We start from the raw sequence: 17021 nt of genomic DNA on the forward strand, positions 1-17021 counted from the left end.
TCATGGTTGCCGGCCTCACTTGAGGCAGCCCGGTTGGGTTGTTGAGGGTGGGTGACTGGTCGTTGTTTGAGAACTGCACAGTGAACGCGAGCATCTGTGGCCAAGTTTTTAAGGGCGCACGGTGGATGCCTTGGCACTAGGAACCGATGAAGGACGTGGGAGGCCGCGATAGGCCCCGGGGAGCTGTCAACCGAGCTTTGATCCGGGGGTGTCCGAATGGGGAAACCCGGCAGTCGTCATGGGCTGTCACCCGCTGCTGAACACATAGGCAGTGTGGAGGGAACGCGGGGAAGTGAAACATCTCAGTACCCGCAGGAAGAGAAAACAACCGTGATTCCGGGAGTAGTGGCGAGCGAAACTGGATGAGGCTAAACCGTTTTGGTGTGAGACCCGGCAGGGGTTGCCAATGCGGGGTTGTGGGAATGAGCTTCAGTCGTCTGCCGGCGGCTGGGCGAGTCAGAAACCGTATGGGTAGTCGAAGGACATGCGAAAGGTCCGGCGTAGAGGGTAAGACCCCCGTAGACGAAATCTGTACGGCTTGCTTGCTCATCTCCCAAGTAGCACGGGGCCCGAGAAATCCCGTGTGAATCTGGCGGGACCACCCGCTAAGCCTAAATATTCCCTAGTGACCGATAGCGGATAGTACCGTGAGGGAATGGTGAAAAGTACCGCGGGAGCGGAGTGAAATAGTACCTGAAACCGTGTGCCTACAAGCCGTGGGAGCGTCGTCGTGGTCTTCGGATCATGGCCGTGACTGCGTGCCTTTTGAAGAATGAGCCTGCGAGTTTGCGGTGTGTAGCGAGGTTAACCCGTGTGGGGTAGCCGTAGCGAAAGCGAGTCCGAATAGGGCGTTTGAGTTGCATGCCCAAGACCCGAAGCGGAGTGATCTAGCCATGGGCAGGTTGAAGCGCGGGTAAGACCGTGTGGAGGACCGAACCCACCAGGGTTGAAAACCTGGGGGATGACCTGTGGTTAGGGGTGAAAGGCCAATCAAACTCCGTGATAGCTGGTTCTCCCCGAAATGCATTTAGGTGCAGCGTCACGTGTTTCTTGCCGGAGGTAGAGCACTGGATAGGCGATGGGCCTTACCGGGTTACTGACCTTAGCCAAACTCCGAATGCCGGTAAGTGAGAGCGTGGCAGTGAGACTGTGGGGGATAAGCTCCATGGTCGAGAGGGAAACAGCCCAGAACACCGACTAAGGTCCCTAAGCGTGTGCTAAGTGGGAAAGGATGTGGAGTCGCAGAGACAACCAGGAGGTTGGCTTAGAAGCAGCCACCCTTGAAAGAGTGCGTAATAGCTCACTGGTCAAGTGATTCCGCGCCGACAATGTAGCGGGGCTCAAGCACATCACCGAAGTCGTGTCATTGCAGCAATACTCCTAACGGGGGCTGTGATGGGTAGGGGAGCGTCGTGTGCCGGGTGAAGCGGCGGTGGAAACCAGTCGTGGACGGTATACGAGTGAGAATGCAGGCATGAGTAGCGATACAAGAGTGGGAAACTCTTGCGCCGATTGACCAAGGGTTCCTGGGTCAAGCTGATCTGCCCAGGGTAAGTCGGGACCTAAGGCGAGGCCGACAGGCGTAGTCGATGGACAACGGGTTGATATTCCCGTACCCGCTTTGAAGCGCCAACGCTGAACCAGGTGATGCTAAGGCCGTGAAGCCGTCCTGGATCCTTCGGGTGAAGGGGAGTGGTGGAGCCGCTGATCCAAGTCTGTAGTAGGTGAGCGATGGGGTGACGCAGGAAGGTAGTCCAGCCCGGGCGGTGGTTGTCCCGGGGTAAGGGTGTAGGACGCAGGGTAGGCAAATCCGCCCTGCATATAGTCTGAGACCTGATGCCGAGCCGATTGTGGTGAAGTGGATGATCCTATGCTGTCGAGAAAAGCCTCTAGCGAGTTTCATGGCGGCCCGTACCCCAAACCGACTCAGGTGGTCAGGTAGAGAATACCGAGGCGTTCGGGTGAACTATGGTTAAGGAACTCGGCAAAATGCCCCCGTAACTTCGGGAGAAGGGGGGCCATTCCTGGTGATAGCACTTGCTGCTTGAGCTGGGGGTGGCCGCAGAGACCAGCGAGAAGCGACTGTTTACTAAAAACACAGGTCCGTGCGAAGCCGTAAGGCGATGTATACGGACTGACGCCTGCCCGGTGCTGGAACGTTAAGGGGACCGGTTAGCTCCATTTCGGTGGGGCGAAGCTGAGAACTTAAGCGCCAGTAAACGGCGGTGGTAACTATAACCATCCTAAGGTAGCGAAATTCCTTGTCGGGTAAGTTCCGACCTGCACGAATGGCGTAACGACTTCTCGACTGTCTCAACCATAGGCCCGGTGAAATTGCATTACGAGTAAAGATGCTCGTTTCGCGCAGCAGGACGGAAAGACCCCGGGACCTTTACTATAGCTTGATATTGGTGTTCGGTTCGGCTTGTGTAGGATAGGTGGGAGACTGTGAAGCGGCAACGCCAGTTGTTGTGGAGTCGTCGTTGAAATACCACTCTGGTCGTGCTGGATGTCTAACCTGGGTCCGTGATCCGGATCAGGGACAGTGTCTGGTGGGTAGTTTAACTGGGGCGGTTGCCTCCTAAAGGGTAACGGAGGCGCCCAAAGGTTCCCTCAGCCTGGTTGGCAATCAGGTGTTGAGTGTAAGTGCACAAGGGAGCTTGACTGTGAGACTGACGGGTCGAGCAGGTACGAAAGTAGGGACTAGTGATCCGGCGGTGGCTTGTGGAAGCGCCGTCGCTCAACGGATAAAAGGTACCCCGGGGATAACAGGCTGATCTTCCCCAAGAGTCCATATCGACGGGATGGTTTGGCACCTCGATGTCGGCTCGTCGCATCCTGGGGCTGGAGTAGGTCCCAAGGGTTGGGCTGTTCGCCCATTAAAGCGGTACGCGAGCTGGGTTTAGAACGTCGTGAGACAGTTCGGTCCCTATCCGCTGTGCGCGTAGGAGTGTTGAGAAGGGCTGTCCCTAGTACGAGAGGACCGGGACGGACGAACCTCTGGTGTGCCAGTTGTTCTGCCAAGGGCATGGCTGGTTGGCTACGTTCGGGAGGGATAACCGCTGAAAGCATCTAAGCGGGAAGCCTGCTTCGAGATGAGCACTCCCACCTCCTTGAGAGGGTAAGGCTCCCAGTAGACCACTGGGTTGATAGGCCGGATATGGAAGCCCTGTGAGGGGTGGAGTTGACCGGTACTAATAGGCCGAGGGCTTGTCCTCAGTTGCTCGCGTCCACTGTGTTGTTCTGAAACAACGACTGCCCTGTCGGCGGGTCGGACAGTTTCATAGTGTTTCGGTGGTCATAGCGTGAGGGAAACGCCCGGTTACATTCCGAACCCGGAAGCTAAGCCTTACAGCGCCGATGGTACTGCAGGGGGGACCCTGTGGGAGAGTAGGACGCCGCCGAACAATTCTTCGAGAGAAGCCCCCGCCGGGTGAACCGGGCGGGGGCTTCTCTGTTGTAAGGTCAATGTGCATTGTCATCGCACGGACAGGAGGACCCCGGGTGGAGGTCCAGGAGACGCGGGTCCAGACCGATCGCGTCCTCACCATCCCCAACCTGCTGAGCATGGGCCGGCTGGTCGGCGTTCCGCTCTTTCTCTGGCTGATTCTGTGGCCGGTGTTCGGCGGGCCCAACAACGACGGTTGGGCGCTGCTGATCCTGGCACTGAGCGGGGTCAGTGACTACCTGGACGGAAAGCTCGCCCGGCGGTGGGGGCAGATCAGCCGTGTCGGGCAGCTGCTCGATCCGCTGGCCGACCGCCTGTATGTGCTGTCGACGCTGGTCGGGTTGACGTGGCGTGAGATTCTGCCGTGGTGGGTCACTGCGATCCTGCTGGCCCGTGAGGCGTTTATCACCGCGCTGCTGCCCATTCTGAACCGGTACGGCTACGGGCCGTTGCAGGTGAGTTTTCTGGGCAAGGCCGCGACCTTCAATCTGATGTACGCGTTCCCGCTCCTCCTGCTCGGCAGCGGGGACACCTGGATCGCGCGGCCGGCCGAGGTGGTGAGCTGGGCGTTCATCTGGTGGGGGACCACGCTGTACTGGTGGGCCGCCATTCTCTACGCGGTTCAGGCCCGGCAGATCATCCGGGCGAGCTCCGCGGGGTCCGCGTCCACTGTCTGAGAGTCCACGGTTCGAGACGTGATCTGAGAGAAGTCCCACGACGCCTCGGTGCGTCGGACGATACCTTCCGGGTAGAGAACCCTCTGGAACGGTTTGATGGTCCTGCAGGTCCACCACCGCGAAGGAGGACGCACCCGTAATGAAAGCCGTCGTAATGGCAGGGGGCGAAGGCACCCGACTCCGCCCGATGACCTCCAGCATGCCGAAGCCACTGCTTCCGGTGGCCAATAGGCCGATCATGGAGCACGTGCTGCGGCTGCTGAAGCGGCACGGCCTCTCCGACACCGTCGTCACCGTCCAGTTCCTGGCGTCACTGGTCAAGAACTACTTCGGTGACGGCGAGGACCTGGGCATGAATCTGACCTATGCCCACGAGGAGACGCCACTCGGCACTGCGGGAAGTGTCAAGAACGCCGAGGACGCGCTCAAGGACGATTCCTTTCTGGTGATCTCCGGTGACGCGCTGACCGACTTCAATCTCTCGGAATTGATCGAGTTTCATCGCAGTAAGAACGCGCTGGTCACGGTCTGCCTCACCAGGGTGCCGAACCCCCTGGAGTTCGGTATCACGATCACCGATGACGACGGGCGGGTCGAGCGGTTCCTGGAGAAGCCGACCTGGGGACAGGTCTTCTCGGACACGGTGAACACCGGTATCTACGTGATGGAGCCCGAGGTCTTCGACTACGTCGCCGCAGGCGAGTCCGTCGACTGGTCGAGTGACGTGTTCCCGCAGTTGTTGAAGGAGGGCAAGCGGGTCTACGGCTACGTCGCCGAGGGTTACTGGGAGGACGTGGGCACCCACGAGAGCTATGGCAAGGCCCAGGCGGACGTCCTGGAGGGCAAGGTCGAGGTCGAGATCGACGGGTTCGAGATCTCGCCGGGCGTGTGGGTGGCCGAGGGTGCCGAAGTGGACCCGGAGGCCGTGTTGCGCGGGCCGCTGTACATCGGGGACTACGCCAAGGTCGAGGCCGGCGCCGAGATCCGCGAGCACACCGTGCTGGGCAGCAACGTGGTCGTCAAACGTGGCGCCTTCCTCCACAGGTCGGTCGTCCACGACAACGTCTACGTGGGGCCGCAGAGCAACCTGCGCGGCTGCGTGGTCGGCAAGAACACCGACGTGATGCGGGCCGCGCGGATCGAGGACGGCGCGGTGATCGGGGACGAATGCCTGATCGGCGAGGAGTCGATCATCGGGGCCAACGTCCGGGTCTACCCGTTCAAGACCATCGAGGCCGGCGCCGTCGTCAACACCTCGGTGATCTGGGAGTCCCGCGGCCAGGAGCACCTGTTCGGTCTCCGCGGCGTGTCGGGCATCCTGAACGTCGAGATCACCCCCGAGCTGGCCGTGCGGCTGGCCGGCGCGTACGCGACGACGCTGAAGAAGGGGGCGACCGTCACCATTGCGCGTGACCACTCGCGTGGTGCGCGTGCACTCAAACGGGCGATGATCTCGGCGCTCCAGACGTCCGCGATCGACGTCCGCGACCTCGAGAACGTGCCCATGCCGGTGGCCCGGCAGCACACGGCGCGGGGGAGTGCGGGCGGGATCTTCCTGCGGACCACGCCCGGGGTGCCGGACTCGCTGGACATCCTGTTCTTCGACGAGCGCGGGGCCGACCTCTCGCAGGCCGGGCAGCGAAAGCTGGACCGCGTGTACGCGCGCCAGGAGTACCGGCGAGCATTCCCCGGCGAGATCGGGGACCTCACCTTCCCGTCCAGTGTCTTCGACTCGTACGCGGGCAACCTGCTGCGGACCGTCGACACCACCGGGGTCCGCGAGGCCGGTCTGAAGGTGGTCGTGGACACCGCGCACGGCAGCGCGGGGCTCGTCCTGCCGAGCATCCTCGGGCGGCTCGGGGTGGAGGCGCTGACCGTCTCCAGCGGGCTGGACGAGGCGCGGCCGACGGAGGACGCGGAGGAGCGGCGGGCCGGGCTGGCCCGGCTCGGAGAGCTGGTGGCGTCGTCCCGGGCGGCCTTCGGCGTCCGGTTCGACCCGGTCGGCGAGCGCGTCGCGTTCGTCGACGAGCAGGGTCGGGTGATCGACGACGACCGGGCGCTGCTGGTGCTGCTGGACCTGGTCGCGGCCGAGCGGCGGAGCGGGCAGGTGGCGCTGCCGGTGACCACGACCCGGATCGCCGAGCAGGTGGCCGCGTACCACGGCACCCAGGTCATCTGGACCACGACGACGCCGGACGACCTCGCGAAGGCGGCCTCGGCCGAGGGCACGGTGTTCGGCGGGGACGGCCGCGGCGGGTTCGTCGTGCCGGAGTTCAGCGGGGTGCTCGACGGGGCCGCGGCGTTCGTCCGACTGGTCGGCCTGGTGGCGCGGACCCAGCTCACGCTGAGCCAGATCGACGCACGCATCCCGCAGGCGCACATCCGGCGGCGGGACATCGCCACACCGTGGGCGGCCAAGGGCATGGTGATGCGTTCGGTGGTGGAGGCGGCCGGAACCCGGCGGCTGGACACCACGGACGGCGTCCGGGTCGTCGAGGCGGACGGACGCTGGACGCTGGTCCTGCCGGACCCAGCCGAGGCGGTCACCCACCTGTGGGCGGAAGGGCCGGACGACGAGGCGACCGAGGCACTGCTGGACGAGTGGGCGGCGGTGGTCGACAGCGCCGGGCGGTGACGCGGCCCGGCACCGAAATCCCGACACCAGATCCCGGCACGGGACAACGACGACTGCGGGGCGCGCGGCATGGTTCGTGCGCCCTGCAGTCCGATTTCGCACTATTTGATACGATCCGCTGCTTTCGGTCGTGTGCGCAGCTCAGGGGGCGTGCACGAGGCCTTTCGCCGACGTGGGACGATGGTCCGCATGCCAGCGACGCCGACGCCGAGTGCCAGGAACGGACGGTACAACCGTCCGGACGCCTCGATGTCCTTGCTGACCAACGTGATGGATCACAGCCTGGACGAGGGTTACGCCGAGGCGGCCGCGGCGCGGGGCGGTGAGCACGACAGCCGGATACCCGGGACGGTCCGGGGCCTGCTCACGCTGGGCGCCGGGCTGGCCCTGGTCGGGGCCGTGGTGACGCTCGGCGCGGTCAACGCGCACAAGGCGGAGCCGACGCTCGCCAAGGAGCGGGACGCGTTGATCCACCGGATCAACGACAGCAACGGCTCGGCCGACCACCTGCAGCAGCAGGTTCAGGACCTGCGGCAGAAGGTCGACAACGCGCAGCGACAGGCGCTCCCCTCGGGCGACGAGGGCGGGGACGGGCTGACCGGCGCGGTGGGCCTCGGGGAGGTCACGGGACCGGGCGTGAAGCTCGTCCTGGAGGACGCCGCCGGAACGGGCGGCGGAGGAAACGTCGATCCGCGGGCCGGGCAGGGCTTCTCCAACAGCGGCCGCCTGCGGGACCGGGACCTCCAGCTGGTGGTGAACGGGCTCTGGGGGTGCGGCGCGGAGGCCATCTCGATCAACGGGCAGCGGCTGACCGCGCTGTCGGCGATCCGGGCCGCGGGCGAGGCGGTGCTGGTGGACAACCGGCCGCTGGTCCCGCCGTACACCATCCAGGCGATCGGGGACGGGTCGAAGCTCCTCACCGCCTTCGAGAACGACATGGCCGGGCAGTACCTGCGGCTGCTCCAGGAGAAGTACGGCATCAAGTCGACGCTCTCGGCGCAGAAGAAGCTGACGCTGCCGGCGGCGGTGGGTGTGACGCTCCGGACCGCCCAGCCCGCCACGCCCGAGCCCTCGCCGTCTGCGACCCCGTCGGCCGTCCCGTCCGCGACCCCGTCTTCGATCCCGTCGGCCATGCCCGGAACCTCGGAGAGCCCGAGCGCGTCCGTTTCACCGTCCGCGACCGGCGGCAGTTCGAGCCCCGGGCGGCGGTCGCCGAACCGAACCGCCAAGACCACCTCAGGGACAGGAGCAGCTAGACCGTGATTGCCGTACTGGGTCTCGTGATCGGGGTGGTCGTCGGGCTCTTCGTCCAGCCCGAGGTGCCGGACGCCGTCGTGCCGTACCTGCCGATCGCGGTGGTGGCGGCGCTGGACGCCGTGTTCGGCGGTGTCCGGGCGATGCTGGACGGGATCTTCAACGACAAGGTGTTCATCGTGTCGTTCCTGTCGAACGTTGTGGTCGCGGCGCTGATCGTCTTCCTCGGCGACCAGCTGGGCGTCGGCTCGCAGCTGTCCACCGGTGTGGTCGTCGTCCTCGGCATCCGCATCTTCTCCAACGCGGCAGCGATCCGGCGCCATGTCTTCCGTGCCTGAGCCGGGCCGCGGGGCGGCGGCGGAGGAAGTGAAGCTGGACCGACGGGCTGGAGAGAGCGTGCGGAAGGACGGCGCGGAGGAGGCTGCCGAGGTACCGGTGAACGAGCCGGACAAGGAGCGCGAGAACCACCCGGAAGAGGCGGACGTCGAGGTCGAGGCGGAGGAGCCGGCGCCGGAGCCGAAGGCTGCCGAGAAGCCCGTAGAGCCTGAGAGCGGGGAGTCCGAGACCGAGGAGCCGGAGACCGAGGAGCCCGGGACGCCTGAGGAGGGCGAGGAGGCCGGCGAGGCCGAGGAGCCCGAGGACGGGCCGGCGAAGTCTGAGGAGCAGCCGGCGAAGTCTGAGGCTCCGCTTGGGGTGGCGCCCGCGGAGGAGCCTGCGGCGAAGGCCGAGCCGGAGCTCGAGCCGGAGCCCGAGCCCGAACCCGAACCCGAGCCCGTCGTGGACCGGAACGCCGGGCGGCGGCGCCTGAAGGCCGCGCTCTGGCCGCCGCGCCTGTCGCGCGGGCAGCTGGTGGTGGCGCTGCTGCTGTTCTCGCTCGGCCTGGGCCTGGCCATCCAGGTGCGCTCGACCAACGACCACCACAGCCAGCTGCGCGGCGCCCGTCAGGAGGACCTGGTTCGGATCCTCGACGAACTGGACGGCCGTCAGCAGCGTCTCCAACAGGAGAAGGCGGAGCTGGAACAGTCCCTGGCCAAGTTGGAGAACAGCTCCAACCAGGCCAAGGAGGCCCAGGAGCAGACCAGGAAGAAGACGACGGAACTCGGCGTGCTCGCCGGTACCGTCAAAGCCACAGGTCCGGGCATCGTACTCACTGTCGATGATCCCCAAGGGCAGGTGAAGGCAGATATGCTGCTGGACACCCTGCAGGAACTCCGAGCAGCGGGGGCGGAGGCGATTCAGATCAACGACGTGCGCGTGGTGGTCAACACCTACTTCACGGACGTGTCGGGCGGCGGTGTGCAGATCGACGGCAAGAAGGTCTCGCAGCCCTACCGCTTCACGGTCGTGGGGAACCCGCAGGACCTGACGCCCGCGCTGAACATCCCGGGAGGTGTGGTCCGCACCCTGGAGAGTCATCAGGCGCGGGCGACGATCACCCCCCAGCAGAAGGTCGTCGTCGACGCCCTCGTCGATCTGAAGACGCCGCAGTACGCCAAGTCGGCTCCGAAGTGACGGGGCACCTGGCCAACGGTCCGTCACGTGCGGCCGGCACCCGGTGCGGGGCGCCGCCGTGGCGTGGGCGAGACTGGTTCATACCAGCACGTATCGGAGCACCATTCGCCGCACCAACTGCCGCACCAACCGTCGGAGTACCACTCCAGCCGGCCCGATCCACGACCGGGCCCGCAGCCTGTCCGAGGTTCTCACCCTGCCCCGCGGGCGGGTCTGTCACACGCAAGGGGATTCGCCCGTGAGTTTCTTCTCGAAGTTGTTCGGTCGTAACAAGGACCAGAACGAGGTCGTCGAGGCACAGACCGCGCGCCATCGCCGGTCCGACGACGAGCCCGCCGTGCCGGGCATGCGCCCCGCTCCCGAGGCGCCGGAGTATGCCGAACGCCAGCTGTTCCGCGACGGCGGCGCCCAGTTCACGGGGAATCCGGCGGGCTACGGCGCGTCGGTTGCCCCTTCCGGCGACCCGCGCATAGGTTTCCAGTCGGGACCCTCAACCTCTGGTGGAGGGTTTGCCCCGGAACCGTACGCCGGGCACAACCCGTCGGGTGTGCCGCGCCAGGAGGCTGTGAACATGGCTGGCCCCATTCCGTGCCCCAGGTGCGGTAACCAGAACCCGGCCTCGGCCCGCTTCTGTTCCAACTGCGGTACGGCGCTGCGCGGCGGCGCGCTGCCCGAGGGGGCGGCGGAGACCACGTCGACCATCTCCATCTCCGGCCTGGAGTCGTACGACCCGAACACCACGACCGGCACCGGCGCCACGCCGGCCCTGTCGGCCGAGGTGCTGTCGGCGATCGACGCGCTGCCGCCGGGCTCGGCCCTGCTGATCGTGCAGCGCGGCCCGAACTCCGGCAGCCGGTTCCTGCTGGACGCGGACGTCACCACCGCGGGCCGTCACCCGCAGGGCGACATCTTCCTGGACGACGTGACGGTCTCCCGGCGGCACGTGGAGTTCCGCCGCACGCCGGCCGGCTTCAGCGTGGCGGACGTGGGCAGCCTCAACGGCACCTACGTCAACCGCGAGCGGATCGACGAGGTGCCGCTGAACAACGGCGACGAGGTGCAGATCGGGAAGTACCGGCTGGTCTTCTTCGCCGGCCACAACCGGGGGTACTGAACCCAACGTCGGCAGGAGCCCGAGTGAGCAAGAACATTCCTTCATCTCTCGGGGCGGCCACCCCCGCGTCCTCCGGTCAGCAGTCGGACCGGAACGGGCGCGGGGTGGTCGCGGGCCCCAGGCAGCCGTTCCGCCCGGAGCGGCCGGCGGGCGGGCGGCGCGGCGGCGAGGAACTGCTGAGCATCGGCGCGGTGCTGGCCTTCCTGCGCGACGACTTCCCCGAGGTCACCATCTCCAAGATCAGGTTCCTGGAGGCGGAGGGGCTGGTCGAGCCGCAGCGCACGCCCTCGGGGTACCGCAAGTTCAGTCCGGCCGACGTCGAGCGGCTGGCGTACGTGCTGCGGATGCAGCGCGACCACTACCTGCCACTGCGGGTGATCCGCGAGCACCTGGACGCGATCGAGCGCGGGGAGAGCCCGCCCGCGCTGCCGCCGTCCGCGGACGCGAGGCCGGGGCCGCTGGAGGAGGCGGACCGGGAGCTGGGTGTCTCCGCCGAGGGCACGTCCGGGGTCCGGCTGGGCCGGGCCGAGCTGCTGGCCGCCGCCGAGGCGGGCGAGAGCGAGCTGGCCGAGTGGGAGTCGTACGGGCTGGTCGCGCCAGGGCCGGACGGCGGGTTCGACGGCGAGGCGCTGCAGGTGGCCCGGCTGGTCTCGGAGCTCGGCCGGTACGGGCTGCAACCGCGGCACCTGCGGGCCATGAAGGCCGCCGCCGAGCGGGAGATCGCGCTGGTCGAGCAGGTGGTGGCGCCGCTGCGCCGGCACCGGAACCCGCAGACCAGGGCCCATGCCGAGGCCACCGCCCGGGAGCTCGCCACCCTGTCCGTCCGGCTGCACGCGGCCATGGTCCAGGCCGGTCTGCGGAGCCGTCCGTAGCCCTCGCACCGCGCTGACCAGCGGCGTCCGCTCTGCGCTTTCATATCCGCTGCCGGAGCCATAGGGTTGCCTGTGTGAATGAGCTCGACGTCGTGGGTGTCCGGGTGGAGATGCCTTCCAACCAGCCGATCGTGCTGCTGCGGGAGGTGGGGGGCGATCGCTACCTGCCGATCTGGATCGGCCCCGGCGAGGCGACCGCGATCGCCTTCGCCCAGCAGGGCATGACGCCGGTGCGCCCGCTGACGCACGACCTGTTCAAGGACGTCCTGGAGGCGCTGGGCCAGCAGCTCACCGAAGTACGGATCACGGATCTGCGGGAGGGTGTCTTCTACGCCGAGCTGGTCTTCGCCGGCGGGGTCGAGGTGAGTGCCCGGCCGTCCGACGCGATAGCGCTGGCGCTGCGAACCGGCACGCCGATCTACGGGAGCGAGGAGGTGCTCGCCGAGGCGGGGATCGCCATCCCGGACGAGCAGGAGGACGAGGTCGAGAAGTTCCGCGAGTTCCTCGACCAGGTGTCGCCCGAGGACTTCGGGGGCGGTGGTCCGCAGTAGCGCGGACGGCCGGCGCACCGGCCGAGTCGTCGTTTTGCCAAAAGCCGTCCGTCTACCCACACTAGGGGCACGAAAAACCACTCTCCTGAGTGATCTGGTTTGTCTGGCCCGGCGTGGCGATCGTTGACGGGTCATAGGGGACTGCCTACCGTCAGGAGTGGTTGCCCGGGTGCCCGACGCCCCCAGTCCGGGTTGCCCGCAACGCGACTGGACGGAGGTAGGCATGAGCAGTACCGGCGATGACACGGCCGTGGGAGGCCTGTGCGCCGTGCACGTGCCGCGCACTGCTCGCACCGTGACGGACCTGCCCCGGTTGACCCGGTTCCCGGCCGTGCAGCCGGGCCAGCCGGCCATCGAGCGGCTGACGCCGACGTCCGAACTCATCGGCTACCGGGGCCCGACGGCCTGCGCGGCGGCCGGCATCACGTACCGCCAGCTGGACTACTGGGCCCGCACCGGGTTGCTGGAGCCCAGCGTCCGCTCCGCCTACCCGGCGACCAGCCAGCGGCTGTACAGCTTCCGCGACATCCTGCTGCTCAAGATCGTGAAGCGGTTGCTCGACGCGGGTGTCTCGCTGCAGAACATCCGGGTGGCGGTCGCGCATCTGCAGTCCGCCGACCAGGCCGATCTGACCGGGCTGACGCTCATGTGCGACGGTGCGACGGTCTACGAGTGCACCACGGCGCAGCAGGTGGTCGACCTGCTGAAGGGTGGTCACGGCGTGTTCGGCATCGCTGTGGGCGCTGTCTGGCAGGAGCTGGAGCTGGCCCTCGGGCGGCTGCACGCCGAGCGGACCGACACCGGCGAGACGCTGGTCGGGCACGACCCGGCGGACGAGCTGGCCCAGCGCCGCAACCGGGCGGTCTAGGTACCGAACTGACGAGGCCGCGGGCCCGGACGGGGAACCGTCCGGGCCCGCGGCCTCGTCGTGGTGCCTGGTAGACCGATCTTGGGAGGGTACGTGAGGTTCGGCTCCGGTATAGCGGGCCTGATACGGCGTCGGGCGGGGCAGTGGGGCGTCCGGCTGCGGCAGCGGCGGACGCAGCGCAGGATCTACCAACTGGCCGTCCTCTGCTGTTCGGTGGCGCTGGCGCCGATGGCCTGGCTGTGGCTGTCGGCGGGGGACCGGGTGGGCACGGTGGAGTCCGCTCCGGCCGCGCCGGTGGCGGTGGTCTTCGGCGCCGGGCTGGACCAGGGCAGGCCGACGCCGTACCTGGAGCACCGGCTGGTGGCGGCGCTGGACCTGTACCGGGAGGGGAAGGTCCAGGCGATCCTGGTGACCGGGGACAACGGGCGGACGGAGTACAGCGAGCCCGACGCGATGTTCCGCTACCTGACCGAGCACGGGGTGCCGGAGGGGCGGGTGGTCCGGGACTACGCGGGCTTCACCACCTGGGACTCCTGCACCCGGGCGCACCGCGTCTTCGGGGTGGACCGTGCGGTCCTGGTGAGCCAGGACTTCCACGTCCGGCGGGCGCTGGCGCTGTGCGAGGCGGCGGGCATCCGGTCGTACGCGGTGTGGGTGCCGGAGCTGCACGACGAGACGTGGCTGTACGGCGGCCTGCGGGAGATCCCGGGGGCGGGCAAGGCGGCGATCAACGCCTGGCTGCGGCCGGACCCGGTGTTCCTCGGGCCCAAGGAGGAGGGCATCCCCAAGGCGCTGGCGCAGGCCCAGGCGTCGAAGCGGTAGCGGCCGGGTTCGCACGTACTGTCGGACCCGTACGGCATGATCGGCGGGTGCGATCACTGCCGAGCATCCTCCATCTCGACATGGACGCCTTCTTCGCGGCGGTGGAGCAGGCGGCCAAGCCGAGCCTGCGCGGCAAGCCGGTGATCGTCGGCGGGATCGGCGTGCGCGGGGTGGTCTCCACGGCCTCGTACGAGGCGCGGAAGTTCGGGGTGCACTCGGCGATGCCCACGGCGCAGGCGCGCCGGCTCTGCCCGAACGCGGCGTTCCTGGCCGGGCGGTTCGAGGCCTACCGGCAGGTCAGCGAGATCGTGATGAGCCTGCTGCGGGAGCTGTCGCCGCTCGTGCAGCCGCTCAGCCTGGACGAGGCCTTCATCGATCTGGAGGCCGGACCGTACGGCCCGGTGCTGGCCGAGGCCGACCACGAGACCGGCGAGCGGCTGGTGCTCGCGCTCGCGGAGGACCTGCGGGCCGACATCCAGCGGCGCACCGGGCTGACCGGGTCGGTCGGGGCGGCCGGGTCCAAGCTGATGGCGAAGATCGCCTCGGAGCAGGCCAAGCCGGACGGGCTGGTGCTGGTCGAACCCGGTCAGGAGCGGGCCGTCCTCGGCCCGATGCCGGTGCGGGCGCTGCCCGGGATCGGGCCGGCCACCGAGCAGGTGCTGCGGCGGGCCGGGCTGAACACGGTGGCCGACCTCGCCGCCGCGGGGGAGGTCGAGCTCGTCCAGCTGTTGGGGCGGGCGCACGGCATCGGGGTCCACCAGATGTCGATAGGACTGGACGACCGGCCCGTGGTGGCCGACCAGGACGCCAAGTCGGTGTCGGTGGAGGACACCTTCGAGGTGGACCTCGCCGACCGGGAACGCGTGCTGCGCGAGGTGGAAGTGCTGGCCGCCCGGTGCGTACGGCGGCTGCGGGCGGCCGGGCGCTCCGGGCGGACGGTGGTGCTCAAGGTCCGCCGCTTCGACTTCTCGACGCTGACCCGGTCGGAGACCCTGCGCGGGCCGACGGACGACGAGACGGTGATCACCGAGACCGCGCGCCGGCTGGCCTCCCAGGTGGACATCACCGGCGGGGTGCGGCTGCTCGGCGTCGGCGTCTCGCAGCTCGCCGACTACACGCAGGAGGACCTGTTCGCCCAGGCCGTCCGGGAGGAGGCCGCCGCCGAGCACGAGGCGGAGGAGGGCGAGGCGGCCGGGGAGGAGCCCGAGGCGCCGGTGTTGCGGCGCTGGCTGCCCGGGCAGGACGTCCGCCACACGGAGTACGGGCCGGGGTGGGTGCAGGGGAGCGGCGTCGGGCGGGTCACCGTCCGGTTCGAGATGCCGTGGAGCGAGCCGGGGCGGGTGCGGACCTTCGCGGTGGACGATCCGGCGCTGGAGCCGGCCCGGCCACTGCCGCTGCGTGAGGGCGAGGACTGGGGCGGCGGTGACCAGGGGGACCCCGCGGACCCCGGGGACTCTGCGGACGGGGACTCGGCGGACTCGGCCCAGGAGGGCTGAGGAACGCGAAGCGGCCCCATCCGGAAGGGGAGTACCGGGTGGGGCCGCGTTGCGGGCCGGGCCTCGGACGGTCGCGATGCCCTCTCGACCGTGCGAAGTCCGGGCCCCCGCGCCCTGTCCCTGAGCGCGGGGGCGGACGCCTCGTCAGGCGTCGGTCTTGACCAGCTCAGGGCTGGAGTTCTGCTCGGCACCGGCGGTGACGACGGTGGCCGGCTTGATGCTGCGGATCAGGAACGGCACGGCGCCGGCGACGATGCAGACGACGGCCGCGGTCCAGAACGCGTGCTTGTACGCGTCCAGGGTGGGCAGCAGCACCGGGATCTTGATCGGGAGCTTCATGGTGTCGCCGGTCAGGATGGCGGCCATGACGGCGGTGCCGATCGCGCCACCGACGGTGCGGAGCACGGAGTTCATGCCATTGGCGATGCCGCTCTGCTCGACCGGGACGGCGCCGTTGATGTAGGCCGGCATCGCGGAGAAGGCGAGGCCGATGCCGAGGCCGAAGATCGCGGAGGCGGTGTAGATGTCGCCCTCGTGGCTGTGGCGCAGGGCCAGGTAGGCCATGGCGACGGCGCCGAGGACACCGCCGAGGACCAGCGGCAGACGGGGGCCGCGGCGGGCGATCAGCAGGGCGCCGAGCGGAGCGGCCACCATCGAGCCGATCGCGGACGGCAGCAGCATGATGCCGGCGTGCAGCACGGTGGCGGTGAAGCCGTAGTGGGCGAGCTTCTCGGGCGTCTGGGCGAAGTTACTGATCACCATGAAGGAGCCGTACATGCCGAAGCCGATCAGCAGGCCGGACAGGTTGGTGAAGGCGACGGCCGGGCGGGCCATCATCTTCATGTCCACCAGCGGGTGCGCGACCTTGACCTCGATGACGCCCCAGATCAGGGCGACCACGGCGGCGACGGCGAACAGGCCGAGGGTCCTGGTGGAGGTCCAGCCCCAGTTGTTGCCCTGGCTGACCGCCACCAGCAGGGCGGAGAGCCAGCCGGCGAGGGTGAGCGCGCCGAGCGGGTCGGCGCCGCCCTCCTTGTCGGTGACCGGGTCGGTGGGCACGCGGACGGCGACCAGGGCGACCGCGAGCAGGCCGAAGATCAGGCCCATCCAGAAGATCGACTTGTAGTTCCAGTGCTCCAGCAGGAGACCGGTGGCGACCAGACCGAGGCCGGAGCCGACGCCCATCGAGGCACTGATGGCGGCGACGCCGCCGGTCACCTTCTGCTTGGGCAGCTCGTCGCGGACGATGCTGATCGCCAGCGGCATCACGCCACCGCCGGCGCCCTGGAGGACGCGGGCGACGACCAGCCAGGTGAAGGAGTGGGTGCTGACGGCCAGCGCCGAACCGGCGACCAGACCGGCCAGCGAGATCAGCAGCATCGGCTTACGGCCCCGGAGGTCGCCGAAGCGGCCCAGCAGGGGAGTCAGCACGGCGGCGGACAGCAGGTTGGCGGTCATCAGCCAGGTGATGCTGGACGCGGAGACGCTCAGCTCCTTGGCCAGCGAGGGCAGGATCGGGACGACCGCGGTCTGCACCACGCTGAACGACAGCATCGCCAGGATGAGGGCCGGCAGGACCCGGGCGCTGCTCTGCTTCTCGGCCGCGGTGGTGGGCTGTGGTGCCTCACTCACGGTTGCTTCCTCCCGTACATAGTGAATGAACTGAAATAACCATGCAGGGAGATACTTCAGCATGTCAAATATCGAGCGGTTAAGCTTTGGCAAAGGGGGAGGAACGGGGCGCCTGCGGCCGCGGGAGGTTGGCGGAGGCC

At 68.0% G+C, this 17021-nt stretch carries 12 protein-coding genes and 2 rRNA genes; 13 read left to right on the top strand and 1 reads right to left on the bottom strand.

Annotated features, from left to right (window positions below; all coding sequences use genetic code 11):
• Positions 1-98 precede the first annotated feature (98 nt).
• The 13 genes from F7Q99_RS24700 (at position 99) to F7Q99_RS24760 (ending at position 15249) form a co-directional block, all read left to right on the top strand.
• Positions 99-3218, top strand: a 23S ribosomal RNA gene (locus F7Q99_RS24700).
• Between the two features lie 72 nt (positions 3219-3290).
• A 5S ribosomal RNA gene (gene rrf / locus F7Q99_RS24705) occupies positions 3291-3407 on the top strand.
• Between the two features lie 97 nt (positions 3408-3504).
• A complete protein-coding gene (locus tag F7Q99_RS24710; RefSeq protein ID WP_326847075.1) occupies positions 3505-4125 on the top strand; it encodes a CDP-alcohol phosphatidyltransferase family protein in 621 nt (206 codons plus the stop codon).
• 139 nt (positions 4126-4264) lie between these two features.
• Entirely contained in the window at positions 4265-6760 is a 2496-nt protein-coding gene (locus F7Q99_RS24715) for a mannose-1-phosphate guanyltransferase (protein ID WP_153464872.1), read from the top strand.
• A gap of 189 nt (positions 6761-6949) precedes the next feature.
• Positions 6950-8023 carry a DUF881 domain-containing protein gene (locus F7Q99_RS24720; RefSeq protein ID WP_326847076.1) on the top strand — a complete coding sequence of 358 codons (1074 nt, stop codon included), beginning with the start codon at positions 6950-6952 and terminating at the stop codon, positions 8021-8023.
• A complete protein-coding gene (locus F7Q99_RS24725) occupies positions 8020-8352 on the top strand; it encodes a small basic family protein (RefSeq protein WP_030062488.1) in 333 nt (110 codons plus the stop codon). Before F7Q99_RS24720 ends, F7Q99_RS24725 begins: the two co-directional genes overlap by 4 nt.
• 58 nt (positions 8353-8410) lie before the next feature.
• Positions 8411-9526: a DUF881 domain-containing protein gene (locus F7Q99_RS43240; RefSeq protein WP_326847077.1), complete on the top strand. Its 1116-nt coding sequence runs from the start codon at positions 8411-8413 to the stop codon at positions 9524-9526.
• A gap of 571 nt (positions 9527-10097) precedes the next feature.
• A complete protein-coding gene (locus tag F7Q99_RS43720) occupies positions 10098-10640 on the top strand; it encodes an FHA domain-containing protein (protein ID WP_407697830.1) in 543 nt (180 codons plus the stop codon).
• Positions 10641-10813: 173 nt separating this feature from the next.
• A complete protein-coding gene (ftsR, locus tag F7Q99_RS24740) occupies positions 10814-11512 on the top strand; it encodes a transcriptional regulator FtsR (RefSeq protein ID WP_153466597.1) in 699 nt (232 codons plus the stop codon).
• A gap of 74 nt (positions 11513-11586) precedes the next feature.
• Positions 11587-12063 carry a bifunctional nuclease family protein gene (locus tag F7Q99_RS24745; protein ID WP_030062493.1) on the top strand — a complete coding sequence of 159 codons (477 nt, stop codon included), beginning with the start codon at positions 11587-11589 and terminating at the stop codon, positions 12061-12063.
• A 223-nt stretch (positions 12064-12286) separates the two neighbouring features.
• Entirely contained in the window at positions 12287-12931 is a 645-nt protein-coding gene (locus F7Q99_RS24750; RefSeq protein ID WP_153464876.1) for a MerR family transcriptional regulator, read from the top strand.
• A 93-nt stretch (positions 12932-13024) separates the two neighbouring features.
• A complete protein-coding gene (locus F7Q99_RS24755; protein ID WP_326847078.1) occupies positions 13025-13753 on the top strand; it encodes a SanA/YdcF family protein in 729 nt (242 codons plus the stop codon).
• Between the two features lie 47 nt (positions 13754-13800).
• The gene (locus tag F7Q99_RS24760; protein WP_326847079.1) at positions 13801-15249 is read left to right on the top strand and encodes a DNA polymerase IV; all 1449 of its coding nucleotides are present in this window, start codon (positions 13801-13803) and stop codon (positions 15247-15249) included.
• A gap of 144 nt (positions 15250-15393) precedes the next feature.
• Here F7Q99_RS24760 and F7Q99_RS24765 read toward each other — a convergent pair whose 3' ends face one another.
• Complete coding sequence (locus F7Q99_RS24765; protein WP_326847080.1) at positions 15394-16881, bottom strand: MFS transporter; 1488 nt, start codon at positions 16879-16881, stop codon at positions 15394-15396.
• Positions 16882-17021: the final 140 nt, after the last annotated feature.

This window comes from Streptomyces kaniharaensis, from assembly GCF_009569385.1.
GTDB classification, from domain to species: domain Bacteria; phylum Actinomycetota; class Actinomycetes; order Streptomycetales; family Streptomycetaceae; genus Kitasatospora; species Kitasatospora kaniharaensis.

Excerpts from the sequence above, each read along its gene's own strand:
- F7Q99_RS24715 (WP_153464872.1), top strand. The coding sequence starts at position 4,265 with ATGAAAGCCGTCGTAATGGCAGGGGGCGAAGGCACCCGACTCCGCCCG.
- F7Q99_RS24720 (WP_326847076.1), top strand. The coding sequence starts at position 6,950 with ATGCCAGCGACGCCGACGCCGAGTGCCAGGAACGGACGGTACAACCGT.
- F7Q99_RS43720 (WP_407697830.1), top strand. The coding sequence starts at position 10,098 with ATGGCTGGCCCCATTCCGTGCCCCAGGTGCGGTAACCAGAACCCGGCC.
- F7Q99_RS24750 (WP_153464876.1), top strand. The coding sequence starts at position 12,287 with ATGAGCAGTACCGGCGATGACACGGCCGTGGGAGGCCTGTGCGCCGTG.